The 18,695-nt window shown below is 38.4% G+C and carries 17 protein-coding genes; 3 read left to right on the top strand and 14 right to left on the bottom strand.

Features of this window, described 5'->3' with window-relative positions:
- Positions 1–253: 253 nt before the first annotated feature.
- From SG0102_RS06040 to SG0102_RS06030, 3 genes are read left to right on the top strand one after another with little or no spacing between them, the layout of a single operon-like run.
- Positions 254–1,249 (top strand): tyrosine-type recombinase/integrase, encoded by a 996-nt coding sequence (locus tag SG0102_RS06040; RefSeq protein WP_157982969.1) that lies wholly within the window; start codon positions 254–256, stop codon positions 1,247–1,249.
- Entirely contained in the window at positions 1,233–2,213 is a 981-nt protein-coding gene (locus SG0102_RS06035) for a tyrosine-type recombinase/integrase (protein WP_125118782.1), read from the top strand. Before SG0102_RS06040 ends, SG0102_RS06035 begins: the two co-directional genes overlap by 17 nt.
- Positions 2,200–3,213: a tyrosine-type recombinase/integrase gene (locus SG0102_RS06030; protein ID WP_125118783.1), complete on the top strand. Its 1,014-nt coding sequence runs from the start codon at positions 2,200–2,202 to the stop codon at positions 3,211–3,213. The genes SG0102_RS06035 and SG0102_RS06030 overlap by 14 nt, the downstream gene beginning before the upstream one ends.
- Positions 3,214–3,241: 28 nt before the next feature.
- On the opposite strand, the gene SG0102_RS06025 is transcribed toward SG0102_RS06030, so the two are convergent.
- From SG0102_RS06025 to purC, 14 genes are all read right to left on the bottom strand, one after another.
- Positions 3,242–4,354, bottom strand: coding sequence for an IS66 family transposase (locus SG0102_RS06025; protein ID WP_125119116.1), 1,113 nt, complete (start codon positions 4,352–4,354; stop codon positions 3,242–3,244).
- Between the two features lie 68 nt (positions 4,355–4,422).
- Positions 4,423–4,785, bottom strand: a complete 363-nt coding sequence (tnpB, locus tag SG0102_RS06020) for an IS66 family insertion sequence element accessory protein TnpB (protein ID WP_125118779.1) — start codon at positions 4,783–4,785, stop codon at positions 4,423–4,425.
- Complete coding sequence (locus SG0102_RS06015; protein WP_125119115.1) at positions 4,782–5,246, bottom strand: hypothetical protein; 465 nt, start codon at positions 5,244–5,246, stop codon at positions 4,782–4,784. The genes tnpB and SG0102_RS06015 overlap by 4 nt, the downstream gene beginning before the upstream one ends.
- A 77-nt stretch (positions 5,247–5,323) precedes the next feature.
- Positions 5,324–6,319, bottom strand: coding sequence for a tyrosine-type recombinase/integrase (locus SG0102_RS06010; RefSeq protein WP_125119114.1), 996 nt, complete (start codon positions 6,317–6,319; stop codon positions 5,324–5,326).
- Positions 6,306–7,262, bottom strand: coding sequence for a tyrosine-type recombinase/integrase (locus SG0102_RS06005; RefSeq protein WP_125119113.1), 957 nt, complete (start codon positions 7,260–7,262; stop codon positions 6,306–6,308). The genes SG0102_RS06010 and SG0102_RS06005 overlap by 14 nt, the downstream gene beginning before the upstream one ends.
- Complete coding sequence (locus SG0102_RS15950; protein WP_125119112.1) at positions 7,246–7,575, bottom strand: tyrosine-type recombinase/integrase; 330 nt, start codon at positions 7,573–7,575, stop codon at positions 7,246–7,248. Before SG0102_RS15950 ends, SG0102_RS06005 begins: the two co-directional genes overlap by 17 nt.
- An 8-nt stretch (positions 7,576–7,583) precedes the next feature.
- Positions 7,584–8,237, bottom strand: coding sequence for a tyrosine-type recombinase/integrase (locus SG0102_RS05995; protein WP_157982985.1), 654 nt, complete (start codon positions 8,235–8,237; stop codon positions 7,584–7,586).
- Positions 8,238–9,365: 1,128 nt separating this feature from the next.
- On the bottom strand, positions 9,366–10,748 hold the full coding sequence (purB, locus tag SG0102_RS05990) for an adenylosuccinate lyase (RefSeq protein WP_125119110.1): 1,383 nt from the start codon (positions 10,746–10,748) through the stop codon (positions 9,366–9,368).
- An 11-nt stretch (positions 10,749–10,759) separates the two neighbouring features.
- On the bottom strand, positions 10,760–14,506 hold the full coding sequence (locus SG0102_RS05985) for a phosphoribosylformylglycinamidine synthase (protein WP_125119109.1): 3,747 nt from the start codon (positions 14,504–14,506) through the stop codon (positions 10,760–10,762).
- A gap of 14 nt (positions 14,507–14,520) precedes the next feature.
- Positions 14,521–15,774, bottom strand: a complete 1,254-nt coding sequence (gene purD, locus SG0102_RS05980; protein ID WP_125119108.1) for a phosphoribosylamine--glycine ligase — start codon at positions 15,772–15,774, stop codon at positions 14,521–14,523.
- 10 nt (positions 15,775–15,784) lie between these two features.
- Positions 15,785–16,366 carry an IMP cyclohydrolase gene (locus SG0102_RS05975; RefSeq protein ID WP_125119107.1) on the bottom strand — a complete coding sequence of 194 codons (582 nt, stop codon included), beginning with the start codon at positions 16,364–16,366 and terminating at the stop codon, positions 15,785–15,787.
- Positions 16,363–16,956: a phosphoribosylglycinamide formyltransferase gene (gene purN / locus SG0102_RS05970; RefSeq protein ID WP_125119106.1), complete on the bottom strand. Its 594-nt coding sequence runs from the start codon at positions 16,954–16,956 to the stop codon at positions 16,363–16,365. The genes SG0102_RS05975 and purN overlap by 4 nt, the downstream gene beginning before the upstream one ends.
- Positions 16,950–17,975, bottom strand: coding sequence for a phosphoribosylformylglycinamidine cyclo-ligase (gene purM / locus SG0102_RS05965; protein WP_125119105.1), 1,026 nt, complete (start codon positions 17,973–17,975; stop codon positions 16,950–16,952). The genes purN and purM overlap by 7 nt, the downstream gene beginning before the upstream one ends.
- 9 nt (positions 17,976–17,984) lie before the next feature.
- Entirely contained in the window at positions 17,985–18,695 is a 711-nt protein-coding gene (gene purC / locus SG0102_RS05960) for a phosphoribosylaminoimidazolesuccinocarboxamide synthase (RefSeq protein WP_125119104.1), read from the bottom strand.

Genomic DNA, 18,695 nt, shown 5'->3' with positions numbered 1-18,695 from the left:
ATGAAACGATTCTGTTAAAGTTACTGTTACGATTTCTCTAATTGACGAATTTATTGATTTTCTCCAAATTAAAGGCTATAACAAATCATCAACACTTAACGAATATAGACGCGGTTTGATAAGGCTTTTCGATTTAAAACATAATGAATCCATCTACTACCATTTAGCTGACGCTGATAAGATAATTCAGCGATATATTTACAAACATTCCAAGCCTCTCTCATATAAAGATATGCTGTATCTTAAACTCTATATGCGAAGATTTAATGAATTCCTCCAGGGTGAATATCACTTATATGAACCCAAGGATGATCCTATAGAAGTATTAAGCGCTTTGCATAGAATAATAATTAATGGCTATCAAAAGTACTGCCGTAAAAAAAATAATTCGGATTGGACGATTTCAAGTAAGAGAGCTGCTGCTATATTCTTTCTAAGGCTTATCGAAGAAAGCGGAATATTCGATATGTCATTTGATGCTCGTGATACCACAGCAGCACTTCTTCATGTTAAAAATAATGATCAGTGGAATAATATCAGGCTGTTTCTTATTTATCTTCATGATGCAGGTTCAGTTTCTGAAGATTATGCCAATCTCATTCCATATGCAAAAAATAAAGTACCTTATCCAACTGTTTATACTATCGAAGAAATCAAAAAGATTGAAGCTGTCATTGACCGCAATACACTTACCGGAAAGCGTGATTATGCGATGATACTTTTAGACACCCGACTTGGCATGCGAGCCGGTGATATCGTTAATTTAAAAATAGCGGACTTTGACTTTAAACATAATAAGATATGTATCAATCTTAATAAAGGTGGAAACTTACAGGAATTTGTTCTTCTACCAGTAATTAAGGACTCAGTTAATGACTATCTCGAAGCATCTGGGAACAGTGGGGCTGAGTATATATTTGAATCTATTGATTCTCCAAAGAGAAAAGTTACTACCGCAATTTTACGTCATAGACTTGACTACTATTTTGTGAAGGCTGGAATTGATATTAAAAACAAGAAACATGGACCTCATTCCATCAGATCATCAATGACTTCATCAATGGTAAATGATGGAGTTTCCTATGAGACTGTTCGTAAGATACTCGGTCACGAAGACCGTAATGCGGTAAAACACTATGCAGCCCTTGATATTGAAACTCTTAGAAAATGTGCAATCGAAGTTAAGAATCCAAGTGGCTCCTTTCTTGAATTCCTAGGTGGCGACGATAAAAATGAAAACATGCAATGATTTATTAACTGATTCAAAAAATTATCTTGATATACGCAAAAAAGTGCTGAGTACCTATAGCTTCTATCATTACAAGCAAATAATCAGAGAATTTAATGAATATTTCTCTAAGAGTACATTGAAGGATGTTTCTGCAATTAACGAAATGGAAATTACATCATTTATCAGGACAATTACTGGAAAAACATCAACGGTAATAAATAAACTGATAGCTCTTCGCAAATTCATCAACTATCTTAACAGCATCGGATACAAGATCTTTGTGCCAGAACTCCCAGAAAATCATGATGATTATGTTCCATATATTTTCAGTGATGATGAGATATCTGAAATCCTTGAATATCTTGATAATCTACCCTTGGAAAAAGGAATGAATCCATTGTTGCAGTACGAAATGCCTATGATTATCAGAATAATGATAAGCAGCGGCACACGTATTTCTGCAACGCTACATATCAAGCTGGGAGACTTTGATCCTCAGATGCACACTATCATCATTAGAAAGGGTAAGAATTATAAGGAGCGTATTGTTCCGTTAAATTTTTCCGTATCTAAAATGCTTATAAAATATATCGACGCTATGAATATATCCAATCCTGAATCCTATATTTTTCCAAATGCACTGAATGATAATGAGCCAATGAAGTATAAGAGTGTTGCAAATAAATTTCATAATGTACTGCTGAAGCTTAATATTTATGATCACTCTGGATATAAAACACGAGGTCCATGCCTTCACTGTCTGAGACACTACTTCGTAATTAATTCTTTAAGAAAATTGATAGCTGAAGGAATACCAATTGATAATTATATTCCGTATCTCTCAATCTATCTTGGTCATGATAGCTTAGATGAAACCGAAAAATATCTTAAGTTCAGTCCTGATATATTTACTGATGAAGTTGAATTGTTTTCAGAATCAATATTAGATATTCTGCCGGAGGTGGAAAATGATGAGGACTAATAAACTGCTTAACGCATTGAGAAACTATATTGAAACTTATCTTCCAGATACAAAAGGACTATCCAATAATACCATCAAATCATATAAGGCAACTTTCAGACTGTTATTTGAATTCTTTAAAGTAGTTTATAAATTAGAACCCGATCAGATCAGTTTCAGCAGTCTTGACTATGATCATCTAAATGCCTTTCTACTCTGGCTTGAAAGCAGTAGAAATGACAGCGCTTCAACTAGAAACCAGCGACTTTCGGCACTGTCGTCATTTTCTAAATATGCTCAGTCACGTAACTTTGATGCGGCCGTTATATTCAGAAATGCTGTTCTATCATTGCCTGTAAAAAAGGCACCAGTTAAAATGAGACAGGTTATGACAAGAGAAGAAGTCAAAATATTTTTATCACTGCCTGATGTTAATAAGCCAACCGAAAGACGAAATAAGGTCCTGCTTTCTTTTATGTATTCCACTGCGGCACGTGCACAGGAAGTATGTGATCTAACGACTACTGATATATCCATTCGTAATGGAAAATATTATGTCACTCTTCACGGAAAGGGAGGAAAAGCAAGGATTGTTCCAATCAATAAAAAGATGTACAAACTTCTGCTTCAGCATATTGAAACGAAGCCTAGACAGTACAGAAATTCAAAATATGTCTTTAATTCGCAGACAAATGAACAAATGTCTGTTTCTGCAATTGAAGAGATATTTAAAAAATATCAGAAGATGGCAAAAGATAAATATTCTGATATGTTTAACGGTAATTACACACCTCATACGATGCGTCATACAGCTGCTACCCATATGCTTGAAAGCGGTGTTTCAATTCCTGTTATTAGAAGCATTCTTGGTCATTCATCAATAGAAACGACAATGATCTATGCAAGGGTAAATCAAGCAATGGTTGATAAAAAGGTAAAGGAATGGAATGAAGAACATTTTGCGATAGAGCCTGAAGCGAATCCAAAAGAAATTAAAGATGATCTTGATTTTCTTAAATGATTATCCAAGAAAAAACTTGAAAGCAGTATTAAATAAAAGCGCTTGTCAGTTTGTCTAGAATAATAATTCTACTTGAATAATGAGCCCAGCACCCTGCGTGACCTGAAAAATCGGTATAGTTATCGTAAACGGTATATCCATCGGTCACTGCCGTTCCTGAAAAATGCTCGCCGTCAATAATGAGCATTTTTTTAAGTTCGTTGATGCTTCGTCCAGGTCCGTAGGAATAGATGGCCATCTGCTTGTCTTCTATTTCTCCGGACATGCCGATCCAGACATAACTATCTGAATTTCTAGTCCCACGCTTGACTTCCTCAAGGACTTTTAGCTCTGTTTCATCGAGGTGGATAAAACTAAGTCTCAGGAAATCGTGGCGCATTTTATCGACGATAAAACGCAGATACTCATTCATGCTTCGCCATAGCCAGTTGCTAAGAAGCGTTCTGGAGATATTGTAGCCCATATCCTTATAGGCCTTCTCCTGGCGATAAAGAGGCACACACTTCTTAAGAAGATCATAAGCGGTATGGGCCACAAAAGCTGGACTGGCTGCCGATTTTTCAAAAAGAGTCACCGGTACAGGCTGACTGCTGTGATATATCTTCAGATGATCATTATTAGACTCATCGCAATCCTTGTGCTGGTTAAAGCATGCAAAATTATGGAAAATACTTTTCTTGATGTAGATTTGCGCAGGTATATACACTAACTCATTAATAACGGTAGGAGCGATTTCATGCATCTCCTTGCCGCATATTGGACAAACAGTGCTGTCAGGGTTATAATGCACTTCTTTTACCGGCAAACCAGAAAGAGCCTTTCCTTTTGGCTTTCTTGGATTCTTTTTTGCCTGTTTAGCACCATCAGGAATATCATCGCTGTCTACGATCGCAACGGTATTATCCTCTAATCCAAGGAGCTCAAAGATATTGAGCTGATCAGGATTGAACTTCTCGCTCTTTCGTCCAAATGACTGTCTTTTCATTGAGAGAATAATTTCTGTAAGATTATTAACTTTGGACGCCAAAAGCATAGTGATAGTCTCAAGATCTTCGTGCGTCATAGATTTTATTATATTGTCTGCATTTCCTTTCTGCATACCTGTGCAGATTTTATCTATCATTTTTAATATCTTATTCATAATAATATTATATCATAAATATCTATTAGAGTAAAGAAATATGATGTGATAATCGTAATAATTTTAATTTATACATACTGCCTTTCTATTTTTTTGAATGCCGTTGGCTGGTTTATTTTGAGTCCTTCCATCAGCCATCTGAACTGCCGCTCGCTGATCTCCGCATAGCTGCCATCAGATGATATCTTCCATTTGAACGTTCCTTTTTCCAGTCTTTTGTAAAGCAGCCAAAAGCCTGTGCTGGCGTTGTCATAGTAGAGCGCCTTAATTTTATTGTGCGATCTGTTGCAGAAGATGTATAGGCAATGATCCATCGGACTTCTGTGGAAGATAGACTGAACGATGGCTGCATAGCCGTCAATGCCTTTTCTCAGGTCAACCGGTTCCGTGCATACAAAAATCTGCTTAATATCGTCTCCTAAGAAATTCATATCGCCACACACACCTTTACCAGTTTTATAAGATCCGCCTCCGCTATGGCGGTGCTGCACCTTAACCTAATCGTACCAACATTAATTTCAAGAACAGAGCCGCTGCATACGCTGGTAAAAAGTTCTGTGTTATTAGTCATACTTTCGCAACTGTCAGGGTCCGAACCATCAGGAACAACCATTAGAGGCACAATGACATCTAAAGCCTTTCCGTTATCATATAAGCTTTCCTGATCGGTGCCTAATGATTCGCTATGATCCATTTCTGTGCCTTCGCTAATAACTTCATCATAATCAAGCTGAATATATGCCGCCAGATCAGGCTGTGACAAAAAGTACTTTCTCTTTTTATAGAAAGAGCTGGTGCTAACACCAATTTGCTTGCAGTAATATCTAACTCTCATTCCAGGATTATAATGTTTGAAAATATCGATCCATTTATCAATCGTTGCTTGTCTCATAAAATAAAACCTCCTTTTGACTTCAGGGTAATTATCCCAAAATCAAAAGGAGTTTGAAAGACGTGTATATTATACGCTTACAGCTCTCCTGTTTTAAGTTCATCATATTTATTATTTACCTGAATATTTGCTGCAGCTTTCTCAATATCTTCTTTGATTTTTCCTAAATCTGGGGTTGCATAGATTTGAGTGGTTTCAATGCTGGCATGACCTAAAAACATTTTGATCTCATAGAGATCTACACCTTCATCGAGAAGATGCGTTGCCTTTGAATGTCTGATCATATGTGGATGAATATGTTCAGGAAGAACATTAGGATAGATTTCATTCACACCTTTTTTCCAGCTGTTTATCATATAATTGATTGCAAATCTTGTATAAGGTGCGTGCTGCTGTGAATAGAATAGATAGCCAAGGCCATCCCAGTCCACATAATCATCACCTTTTAAATAACATGTTATCAGCGTGCTAAGATCTTTAGAGATCGGCAGTCTGCGCACTTTGTTTCCTTTGCCATGGAGTACAATAATTGAGTGCTCTTTGTCTAATCTAAGATCAGAAACATGGATGGAAATCAATTCACTCACTCGGGCGCCTGTCTCATAAAGAACAGAAAATAGGAGAAGTTCCTTCATACTTCTGTATTCTTTTAAATATTCAATCAAAATCGTTATTTGATCCATATCTAAATATGGTATCATTCTGTTGGAACCTTTCTTAGCGTCTAATCCGATAATGCTTGAGCATGTATAAATCATTGATGGTGACTTTTTTGAAACATACTTATAGAAAGACTTTATTGCGGCTAGACGCTGGTTCCTTGTAGATATACTTATATTTCTGGTCTTTTCCATCCATTCAAGATATTCTATTATAACTTCTGAATTAATATCATCGAATTCAATCCGATCTGGATTCATTCCCATTTCCTCATATAGAAAATCTAATAAGAGTTTAAATGCCGTTGCATAAGACTTTACGGTATTATGAGACACATTTTTTTCATTTACCAAATACTGGACCAGAAAGCTATGAAGATATTTCGCAAATTCGGTTGGTTTATTTCTCTTCATTGTTAATCACCCCTTTATAAATTTCCTGACTAAACTGATCCGCAATTTTTCTTATTCTCTCCATATCGATGTCAGTAAAATGAAGATAGTATTCGGTTTCACTGAAGTTGCTGTGTCCCATGTATTTGTAGAGATAAACTGATGATGCATACTCGCTATACCCTTTATCAATCATTTGTCTAATAGCCTTGCTGGCAAAGCAGTGGCGAAGATCATGGAGTCTTGATAAAGAAAGATAACACTCTTTTTGGATTTTATGGTAGTAATCCCTTACTGAATCTGCATCGATCTCTCTTCCTTTTGTGTTTAAAAACAGAGCGGAATCATCGCTGCAGAACATTTCAAGGTATTCTCTTAAGCAGACTGTCATTGATTCGGACATAACAACGATGCGGGATCGGTTTCCCTTTGATTTCCATATGCGCAAATAAGACTGATCAAGATTAATATCCTGCTTTTTTAGACTTAGAACCTCACTGATTCTCAGTCCACATGACCAAAGGAGTCTGATAATAATAGCCATCCCATACCATAGCCGATAACCATTAGTTCCAAGAGATTTCACAATATGATCATCGATGGCTGAAAAGATCATCCTTATTTCCTCATCACTGTAAATAACCGGGGTGTGATTGTTTTGAATGTGGAATTCCCGATCTTCCCAGTAGATATCTTTATATCCTATTGTTATCAGATACTTGCAGAAATCCCTTGTCACCGCAAACTGCCTTGCGTAATTAGCTTCTTTCATGCCTGAGCGTTTAGTAATATATTCAAATGTATCTTTTGTAATCTTTTTTTCCTTAAGTTCAAGGCTATCTAAAAGCTTATCTAAACGTATTAATCTGGGCTGTTCCTTCTCATACTTTAAGCCAAGTGATTTTTTAAAACTAACGAAATTCTCAAGATCATCTGCAAAGATGCTGTTAAACTTTTTTGACATAAGGCACCTCCAGGGCAAGATCCTTAAGCACTGAAATGTCAGCAGTGAGATATGCCATAGTAATATTAGGACTGCTGTGACCAAGAATGGCAGTGATGGTTTCTACATCAGTGTCGCATTCCAGAAGTCGCGTTGCACCCGAATGTCTAAGAGCGTGAAAACCATGATGTCTATTAGAGCAGTCAACTCCTGCCTGTTCCAAGTATCCTTTTATAATATAATTATGTGTTCTTAATTCCTCTTTGACTCTGTAAGGCGGATCTGACGTTACAAACACATAGTCAAGCGTGCAATCTGATGGTCTGACATTCATCAGATAATCTAGCAGCTCAGCTTTACAGGCTCAATTAATGGAAGAGTAATATTTGCACCATTCTTAAAAGCAGTTAGCCTGATTTCATTGTCTTTCCAATGTATGCTGGATAGCTTCAAATAGACAACGTCACTTATTCTTAGTGAGTAATAAACAATCAGAGTAAGAATAAGATAATGTTCTTTTCCCTTAGCAGTTGAAATGTCAACTGCATCAAGCATCGCTGAAACTTCCTGAGCTGTATAAAATGACGGCAGACTTTCTTCCCTGTGCCAAATTATCTTTGGTAAAACAGTATTCTCTGAAAAAGGAATCATTTCATTGTCATGAAGCCATTTAAGAAGTCTTTTAAATTGTTGTTTAGATCTTGCTTTGTAAAATGCACTCCAGCTTTTCATGTTATCAATCAGTACGCAAAATCTAATACATAGATGAATATCACATTGAGAAAGAACTTTACCTTCTGCATCCAGAAAATCGAAGAACCAGCATGCAGTAAAAAGATACTTAATTCTTGTGACATCTTTTAAATCACAATTTTTCAAATAGCTGTCAAACAAACATAAAAGATCATAATAATTAAGATTATTCCTAAAATCCTCCCCTCTAATAATCTTTGATGCAAGAGCATATTTACCCTTAATATTGATTTGTGTATCCATTTTGTATACCTCCTTTTTAATTTTTATGAATACACTTATCATGATAACAGTAAAAATATTATGTTAAGAAAAAAAGCGACAACCCCTTTAAAATAAAGGAATTATCACTAATACTTAACATAACTAGAAACTTAACATAAATAAAATTATGTTAAGTTTAACATAATATTTAGCACAAAATAGTAAATTGCAATCATTTCGTTACATAAGATGACACAACATTTCAAAAAATGCATCTAAAATAAGAATTGCCCCGCAAGGGGAGAAAGGGTGATCTTGTGTCATCCCAAATATGCAGACGTCATCAAGGTGAATTTGGAGGTAGAATCAACGTGTACGTTGAGACGATCCTTTACTTAATTTTGATTTTAATGATCATCAGAGAATTAAAATCTTAATTTAGAAATTTGAAGCCTTGGGACGTAAAAATAGGAGAAGCCACAAACTTCTCCTATCTGCATTTCAGGCATCTTAACATGCCGTCAATACGATCCTCGGTTATTAGTATAAACGATTTCCGAGAAATAACAAGTCTTATTTTATGCAATCTGACTATGTTCACCATACCAGATAGCCTGCTTATGCATTTACCATAGTATCTAGCTATAAGAAATCCACTAAAAATAAGACATCATCACGAGTGAATTAACAACGTTCAATAATATAATCATCATGTCAAAGTGAGACGGGAATGGGCCAAACATCTCCTGCTTCATCGACAATTTGGTGAGCGGGAGCTAATACTGAAAAGATTGAAACTTCTTAAACCATGCACCGCTTCTGATTCCAATTTTACGTTTTTTTAACTGCAAAGTCTGCACGCTGATCACTCATCCATGGAACAGCGTTTTATCCTCTTATTATTTCATGAGAAAGTGCCTCTTCCCATCTTTCACATATCGATCAAAGCGATGAATATTTAAGCCTGCTTCTCCTGAGTGGTGAATGTTAAGCTACGTGCAAAGGATCTTGTATGGATTTCCATCACGTATTGCTTCTTTCTCTTGGATATCAGGATTTTGACAGATTTTCTCTTCTAGAAAATGTTTCATAAGGTCATCTTACATTAAAATATCTCAAACAATTGATTTCACCAAAAAACAGGATCCGGTAAAGGATCCTGTATCATTAGAATAATGGTTTTTCAGCGATATCAGCGGCCCGGCCGATGTATGATGCTGGGGTCATATTGACAAGTGTCTGACGATCTTCTTCTGATAAGACGTCTAATCCCTGAGCGAATTCCAGGATCGCTTCTTTAGAGATATTCTTACCTCTGGTTAAAGCTTTTAACTGATCATAAGCATCAGCGATACCATATTTTCTTAACATCGTCTGAATTGGTTCAGCTAAGACTTCCCATTTTTCATTTAAGTCTTCTGCTAACTTAGCTTCATTAACAACGCACTTTGCTAAACCGCCAGTAGTTTCAGAGATCGCCTGAAGGGAATAACCGAAAGCTAAACCTAAGTTACGCTGCGTCGAAGAGTCAGATAAGTCACGCTGCATTCTTGATTTAGGTAACTTATTTGATAAAGCAACACAGATGTTATTTGAGAAATCAGCGTTGGCTTCAGAGTTTTCAAAGCGAATTGGATTGACTTTATGAGGCATCGTAGAAGAGCCTACTTCACCCTTTACAGGGATCTGTTTGAAGTATTCCATTGAAATGTATAACCACATATCAACATCTAAATCCATTAAAATGTTATTGAAATGACGAATACCATCTAAGATATGGCAGGTATAGTCATGAGATTCAATCTGGGTGGTAAATGGATTGAATGTTAAACCTAAATAGTTTTCTACGTAGTCTTTATTGGCTTCTTCCCAGTTAATATTAGGGAATGGTACACCAATGGCACTATAGTTACCAGTCGCACCATTGAATTTCGCTTTGATCTTGATGCTTTCAATGTTTTCAATCGAAGATTTTAAACGATAAGCATACACTTTGAATTCTTTACCAACAGTTGTTGGCGTAGCTGGCTGACCATGCGTATGTGCTAACATTGGTAAATGCGCATCTTTGATGGCTAAACCATCAATTGTCTTCGCAAATTCAGTGGCTGCTGGCAGCCAGACATTCTTTAAACCATCACGAATCATACAGCCATAAGAAGTATTATTAATATCTTCTGAAGTACAGCCGATATGAACGAATGATTCTAAGTGTTCAAAGCCTAATTCTTTTAATTTTTCATCAATGAAGTATTCCACGGCTTTCACATCGTGACGCGTAGTTGCTTCAATTTCTTTGATGCGCTTGTATGAGTCGTAATTGAACTCAGAAGAGATTTTTGCGACACCGCTTAAATCTCTTGCTTTGGCATCATTTAAGACAGGAGTATCAACATGTTCAATGAGGTATTTAAGCCACTGGATTTCCACAAATACACGATATTTTACTAACGCATATTCTGAGAAATAATCGCCTAAGGCATCTTTGATTTTGCCATATCGTCCATCTAATGGGGATAATGTTTTACATTCAAATTCTAATTTTTCCATTAAGAAACTCCTTATTTAAAGTAAGCGACACCGGATTCGAATAACTTCTGATCCATTTCGCCATAAATATTTAAGTTACGGTTTTCACCCTGACGTTCACTATGACCCATCTTACCTAAGATACGACCATCTTCTGATAAGATCCCTTCAATACCATACATTGAGCCGTTTGGATTGAATGGTGACTGCATTGTGACATCGCCAGCGTCATCAACGTACTGTGTGAAGACCTGACCATTATCAATTAAACGATCTAAGACATCTTTCGGGGCAACGAAACGACCTTCACCATGAGAAACTGGGATAATATGAGTATCCCCGACTTTGACATTCGCTAACCAAGGTGATTTGACACTGGCAATTCTTGTCTTCACCATCTGTGAAACATGACGGTGAATGGTATTGAATGTTAAAGTGGCATCATGATCCGTCATCGTCTTGATCTTACCATCAGGTAATAAGCCCACTTTGACTAATGCCTGGAATCCATTACAGATTCCGATAATTAAACCTTCACGGCTTAATAAATCATTAATGGCTTCTGTAATAGCTGGGTTACGTAAAACCGTTGCGATGAATTTACCTGATCCTTCTGGTTCGTCAGAAGCACTAAAGCCGCCCGGAATCATTAAGATCTGTGATTCTTTGATGGCTGATGCGAATTCTTCAATGGAATTCTTGATATCTGATTCACTCGTATTTCTAATCAGGACAATGCGAGGTGTCCCACCCGCTTTTCTAAATGCGCGGGCTGAATCGTATTCACAGTTTGTCCCTGGGAAGGTTGGAATAACAACCTTGACTTCATCATAAGTCTTATCCGCATGCGCTTTGCCGCGAACATGACAGTCACGCACACGAATCTCATCGGTTGGGGCAACAGCGGATGTTGGATAAACATCTTCTAATGGTGCCGTATTGAAGCTATAAGCTTCATCTAATGAGATCACTTCATCTTTATAAGTGACATCATGGGATTCATTGGTATGAGCGACAATACGGACATGATCTAAGCCTTTGACAACATCGTCATCATGAACTTCTAAGAGGATATTGCCATAGTTTTTAGCGGTTAATTCTGCTAATGAGAGATCACTATTGAATTCCACCCCAATAGCATTTCCGAAGGCTGCTTTGTAAACAGCTTCTAAGACCCCGCCGTCTTTGACCGTATAAGCAGAGCGCACTTTGCCATCTTTGATCATCTGCATAATGATATCATACTGTTTCTTTAACGCCTCAAAGTCAAAGACACGATATTCATCTTTTGGCATCATAAATTCCACAATCGCATGATGTGGACCTTTGAATTCTGGGGTGACCACATCTTTCACATCCGCACCGGTAATTGCGAAAGAGACAAATGTTGGCGGTACATCTAAGTTTTCAAACGAACCAGACATGGAATCTTTCCCGCCGATTGAAGGTAATAATAATTCTTCCTGCGCACGATAAGCGCCAAGTAAAGCCGCAAATGGCTGACCCCAGCGTTTTGGATCTTTATTTAAACGTTCGAAGAATTCCTGGAATGAGAAACGGATCGTATGGTAGTTTCCACCCATCGCAACGATTTTTGCCACTGATTCAACAACCGCATTGATCGCACCATGATATGGTGACCATTCCGTAATCTTAGGATTATAACCATAAGCCATTAATGAGCAGGTTGTCGTTTCTTTGCCTAAGACAGGAATTAAAGCTGCCATCCCTTCAGTTTCGGTTCTTAAAGTATAACCGCCATATGGTGATAATACCGTACCGTTACCGATCGATGAGTCAAAACGTTCGACTAAACCTTTCTGACTGGCAACTGATAAGCGTGACAATACTTCTTTAGTTGTTTCTTTAAAGCTGCCGCTATCTTTTCCAGCAAATGGATCTTGATTGAAATCTGGTAATGGAACACTGACATCCTGATAACGTTTTGCGCCATTCTTATTTAAGAAAGCACGAGATAAATCAACGATCGTATCACCCATGTAATGCATTGTTAAACGGCCCTTGTCAGTGACATCAGCAACGTAGGAAACCTCTAAGTTTTCATCGGCGCAGCACTGCTTCATGAAGTCTAAATCTTCTTTATTGATCACGATGGCCATACGTTCCTGTGATTCAGAAATGGCAATTTCTGAACCATTTAAACCTTCGTATTTCTTAGGTACAGCATCTAAGTTAATGTCTAAGCCATCCGCTAATTCCCCGATGGCAACGGAAACACCGCCCGCACCAAAGTCGTTACAACGAACGATCTTTTCTGAGAAGGCTGCATTTCTAAATAAACGCTGAATCTTACGTTCTTCGACAGGGTTCCCTTTCTGGACTTCTGCCCCAGCTGTTTCAGTCGTCTTTAATTCATGTTTCTTTGAAGAGCCGGTTGCGCCGCCGATTCCATCACGACCGGTACGACCGCCAATTAATAAGACAATCTGCCCAGCTTCAGGTTCTAAACGTTTGACCTGCGCTTTTGGCGCTGCGGCCACCACGGCACCTAATTCCATACGTTTTGCGACGTAGCCCTGATCATAAATTTCATGAACATAACCAGTTGTTAAACCAATCTGGTTCCCATAACTAGAGAAGCCCTGCGCTGCTTCACGGCAAATTTTACGCTGTGGTAATTTACCAGGTAAAGTATCTTTTAAAGACTGACGGGGATCCCCAGCACCGGTAATACGCATCGACTGATAAACATAAGCACGACCAGAAAGCGGATCACGGATACAGCCGCCTAAACAAGTTGCAGCGCCACCAAATGGTTCAATTTCGGTTGGATGGTTATGTGTTTCATTTTTGAACATTAATAACCAGTCTTCATCCCCATCAGTGGTATGGACTTTTAATTCTACCGAGCAGGCATTGATTTCTTCTGACACTTCCATGTCATCAAGATAACCTCTCTTACGCAGTTCCTTCATGCCAATCGTTCCTAAATCCATTAAGGTTAAAGGACGATCCGTATGAACACCATAAACCAAATGACGGCTTGCTTTGTATTTATCGATATCTTTTTCTAAGATTTCTTTAAAAGCGCCATCTTCAATATTGATATCTGTTAAAACAGTTCCGAATGTCGTATGACGGCAGTGATCAGACCAGTAAGTATCTAAGACTTTTAATTCCGTTTCGGTTGGATCGCGATGTTCTTCGTTTTTGAAGTAATCCTGCGTCACTTTTAAGTCATCATAGTTCATCGCCATACCGTTATGAACGATATAGTCTTCTAAGGCCTGTTGATCATAGTCTCTAAAGCCTTCGATCACCGGTACCGGTTTGATTTCTACTTTCGCGTCATCAAGTGATGCCGGTTTATCTAATGAGGCAATTCTTGAATCAACTGGGTTGATTAAGAAATGTTCAATTGGTGCGACATCTTCATCGCTAATACCCTGCATGATATATAACCGGGCACATCTGACTTTAATGTCTTTTGAGCCAGTTAATAACTGGAAGCACTGAGCGGCGAAGTCCGCACGTACATCATACTGACCAGGCAAGTATTCGATGGCGAATACTTTCGCCCCTTCAGGAATGTCATAATGTTCTAAATAAACATCATCAACCATTGGTTCACTTAAAATGGTAGGAATCCCTTTATTTAAAACATCTTCTGAAATGCCCTGTAAATCATAGCGATTGACAACCGTCACATCTTCTAACTGCATCATGTCTAACTGATGACGAATATTATGTCGGATTTCTTTCGCTTCTACCGCATTCTCTTTTCTTTTTACTACATAAACACGATAAACTTGACTCATGTTTGCCTCCTTTTTTAATGTAAACCAATATCTTTTCGACAATACATACCATCAAAATGAATCTTTTCAATGGCTTTATAGACTTTGTCTCTTGTTTCTTCTAAGTTTTTGCCAGCCGCGCAGACATTTAAAACACGACCGCCATTGGTCACTAACTGACCATCTTTCATTGCTGTCCCCGCATGGAAGACAACAATATCATCTGGTAAGTCATCTAAACCAGTAATGACTTTGCCTTTTTCATAGCTGCCAGGATATCCGCCTGAAGCTAAAACAACGCAAGTCACCTGTTCATCTTTCCATTTCACTTCGACCTGATCTAAGGTAGAGGTTGCAACAGCATTCATAATGTCATAAAGATCGGAATCTAAACGCATTAAGATAACCTGCGTTTCTGGATCACCGAAACGGACATTGAATTCTAAGACTTTCGCCTTGCCGTTTTCAATCATCAGACCGATGAAAATGACCCCTCTAAAATCTAAGCCATCTTCCTGTAATCCTTTCACAAAAGGATCTAAGATATCCTTCTGGAACGTTTCTTCCATTCCCGTTGGTAAAAATGGGTTTGGTGAAACAGTCCCCATCCCGCCTGTATTAGGACCTTTATTATTATCATAGATCTGTTTATGATCCTTAGCCGAAACCATTGGGACAATCGTTTTACCATCAGTAAAACATAATAATGAGCATTCAAAGCCTGTTAAGAATTCTTCTAAGACAACCTTACTGCCAGCCCCGCCTAAGATTTCTCCTGATAACATTTCTTTCAGAGTTTCCTTAGCCGTTTTTTCATCTTCGGCAATAACAACGCCTTTTCCGGCTGCTAAGCCATCAGCTTTGACAACAACCGGATAAGAGAAGTCTTTTAAAGCGGCGTAAGCATCTTCTAAGTTGGTCACTTCTTTATACTTAGCCGTAGGGATCCCATGGCGCACCATGAAGTCTTTTGAGAATGCTTTCGAGCCTTCTAACTGCGCGGCCGCTTTGCGTGGGCCAAAGACACGATGCCCATGATCTTCTAATAAATCCGCTAAGCCCATGCATAATGGGACTTCTGGGCCAATGACTGTTAAATCAATATCTTTTTCTTCCACAAAAGCCAAGATGCCATCTAAATCTTCCACTGAGCCAGGGACACAAGTACCAAGGGCCGCCATGCCAGGATTTCCCGGCAGAGCATATAACTCAGTAACCTGAGGACTTTTCTTTAAAGACCAGGCAATGGCGTGTTCACGTCCGCCTGAGCCAATAACTAAAACTTTCATAAGCGCCCTCCTATTTGTCTAACTGTGATGCGAAGTATTTTGAAATCATCGTATCGTAAGCCGCTGTTTTAGAGTAAGCTTTATAAGCTAAGTTCATCCGGAACTTGAAATCATCGGTATGATTTTCTAAAGCCTTTAAGACATCATTGTAGTCACCTGGTTCCGTTACGATTAAAACATCTTTAAAGTTTTTCGCGGCGGAACGAATCATTGATGGACCACCAATATCAATGTTTTCCACCATTTCTGGTAAATCAGCATGTTTTTCTAAAGCTTTATCGAATGCATATAAGTTGCAGCAAACCAAATCAATTGGAGTAATCCCCATTTCTTTGATCGTTTCGACATGTTTCGGATCATCACGACGATATAATAAACCGCCATGAACCTTTGGATGAAGGGTCTTGACACGACCGTCTAAGATTTCTGGGAAACCAGTCACCTGTTCGATGCCAATGGCTTTGACGCCGCCTTCCTGTAAAGCTTTTAAAGTGCCGCCTGTTGAGACCACTTCAAAACCTAATTTTTCTAATCCCTTAGCAAAATCAACAACACCTGTTTTATCAGTAACGGATACTAATGCTCTTCTCACTTTTTAATCTCCACCCTTTCATTGACGACTGCTAATTTACCATCGCAGAATAATGCGACCGCCTGTGGTAAAATTTTATGTTCTTCGACTAAGACGCGTTCCTGAATTTCTTCAGGTGATTTCACGTCCGTAATATCAACAGCTTTCTGTAAAATGATAGGCCCGCCATCCACTTCGCTCGAAACGAAGTGCACTGTGCAGCCCGATACGCGTACCCCTCTTTTATAGACCGCTTCATGGACATGCATACCATAGAAGCCAGGGCCGCAGAAAGAAGGAATCAGTGATGGATGAATATTGATGATTTTATTGTGATACTTCTCAATAATTTCATCACTGACAATCGCTAAATAACCAGCTAAAACAACTAAGTCAATGTGTTCTTCTTCTAACCGTCTTAAGACGTCTTTTTGATCTTTAATGACTTCTGCTTTAATGCCATGCTTTTTCGCACGTTCTAAAGCATAAGCTTTTTTACGATTGGAAATAACGAGTTTGATCGTCCCATTAATAGAGCCTGCTTCTACCGCGTCAATGACGGATTGCAGGTCTGTGCCTCCCCCTGAGACGCAGACCGCAATATTTAACATAATTCGACTCCTTTATCGCCAGCAACACAGTGGCCAACGACATATGGGGTATCCCCTGCCGCTTTGATCGCTTCCATCGCTGTATCCACATCTTTAGGATCTAAGGCAATGACCATGCCTAAGCCCATGTTAAATGTGTTGTACATCATTTCTTCGGCGATCTCACCATTTTTAGCAATTAAGCCAAAGATTGGCGGAACGCTGTAGCTATCCTTTTTAATCACCGCTTTAATACCTTCTGGCAGCATTCTTGGCACATTTTCATAGAATCCGCCGCCAGTGATATGAGAACAGCCTTTCACTTTCACACCGGCATTTTTCACATTCTTTAAGGCTTTGACATAAATGCGAGTAGGCGCAATTAAGGCTTCCCCTAAAGTTTTGCCTAATTCATCATAGTAAGTATTTAATGATTCAGGGGTGATTTCAAAGACTTTACGGACTAATGAGAACCCATTGGAATGCACGCCGCTAGAAGCGATGCCGACTAAAACATCGCCATCTTTAATGGTTGAGCCATCAATGATTTCTTTCCGTTCGACAACGCCCACCGCAAAGCCGGCTAAGTCGTAATCATTTTCTGGCATTAAACCAGGATGTTCAGCTGTTTCCCCACCGATTAAAGCACATTCAGACTGCTTGCAGCCTTCAGCAACGCCTTTCACGATCGTCGCGATCTTTTCCGGATAGTTTTTCCCGCAGGCAATATAGTCTAAGAAGAATAATGGTTCACCGCCAGCACAGGCAATATCATTGACACACATCGCGACCGCGTCGATCCCGATCGTATCATGTTTGTCGAGAACAAAGGCTAATTTCACCTTTGTCCCGCAGCCATCTGTCCCGCTTAATAACACTGGATCTTCATAGTTTTTGATCTTCTTTAAGTCGAAGGCCCCAGCGAAGCCGCCCAGGCCGCCTAAGACTTCTTCTCGCATCGTTTCTTTGACATATTTTTTCATTAATTCCACAGATTTGTAACCTGCTTCAATGTCTACGCCAGCTTTTTTGTAATCCATAGGCACTCCTTATTTCTTTTCCATTCTTGCTAAAACTGCTTTGTAAGTTTCAATTAAGTCACCGATATCCTGTCTGAAGACATCTTTATCATATTTCTGGTTTGTATTGACATCCCATAAACGGCAAGAGTCTGGAGAGATTTCATCAGCTAATAAGATTTCACCATCAGCGGTTTTACCGAATTCAATTTTGAAGTCAACTAATTTTAAGTTTAATGATAAGAAAAATTCTTTTAATAATGCATTGATCTTTAAGGTTTCTTCTTTGATCTTTGCATATTCTTCTCTCGTACATAATTTCATCGCAACGGCATGATCTTCATTGATTAATGGATCACCGTATTCATCATTCTTATAAGAGATTTCGAAGATTGGTTCATCTAAAACTAAGCCTTCTGGGCAGCCTGTACGTTTACAGAATGAACCTGTAGTAATATTTCTGATAATAACTTCTAATGGGAAGATTTTTACTTTCTTCACTAAATCGTCACGATCGTCTAACTTCTTGATTAAATGCGTCTTAATACCTGCTTCGGTTAACATATCGAAGATAATCCCTGAAATGGTATGGTTTAATACCCCTTTACCAGCAAACTGATCATGCTTTACACCATTACCAGCAGTTGCGTCATCTTTATAATGCATGATAATTTCGTCTTCTTTATCAGTTGCATAAACCTGTTTTGCTTTTCCGTCGTATAATAATTTACCTTTTTCCAT

Source organism: Intestinibaculum porci, from assembly GCF_003925875.1.
Lineage (GTDB): Bacteria > Bacillota_I > Bacilli_A > Erysipelotrichales > Coprobacillaceae > Intestinibaculum > Intestinibaculum porci.
Note: the sequence above shows the minus strand (reverse complement) of the source record. Positions and strands in the feature narration are given on the sequence as shown.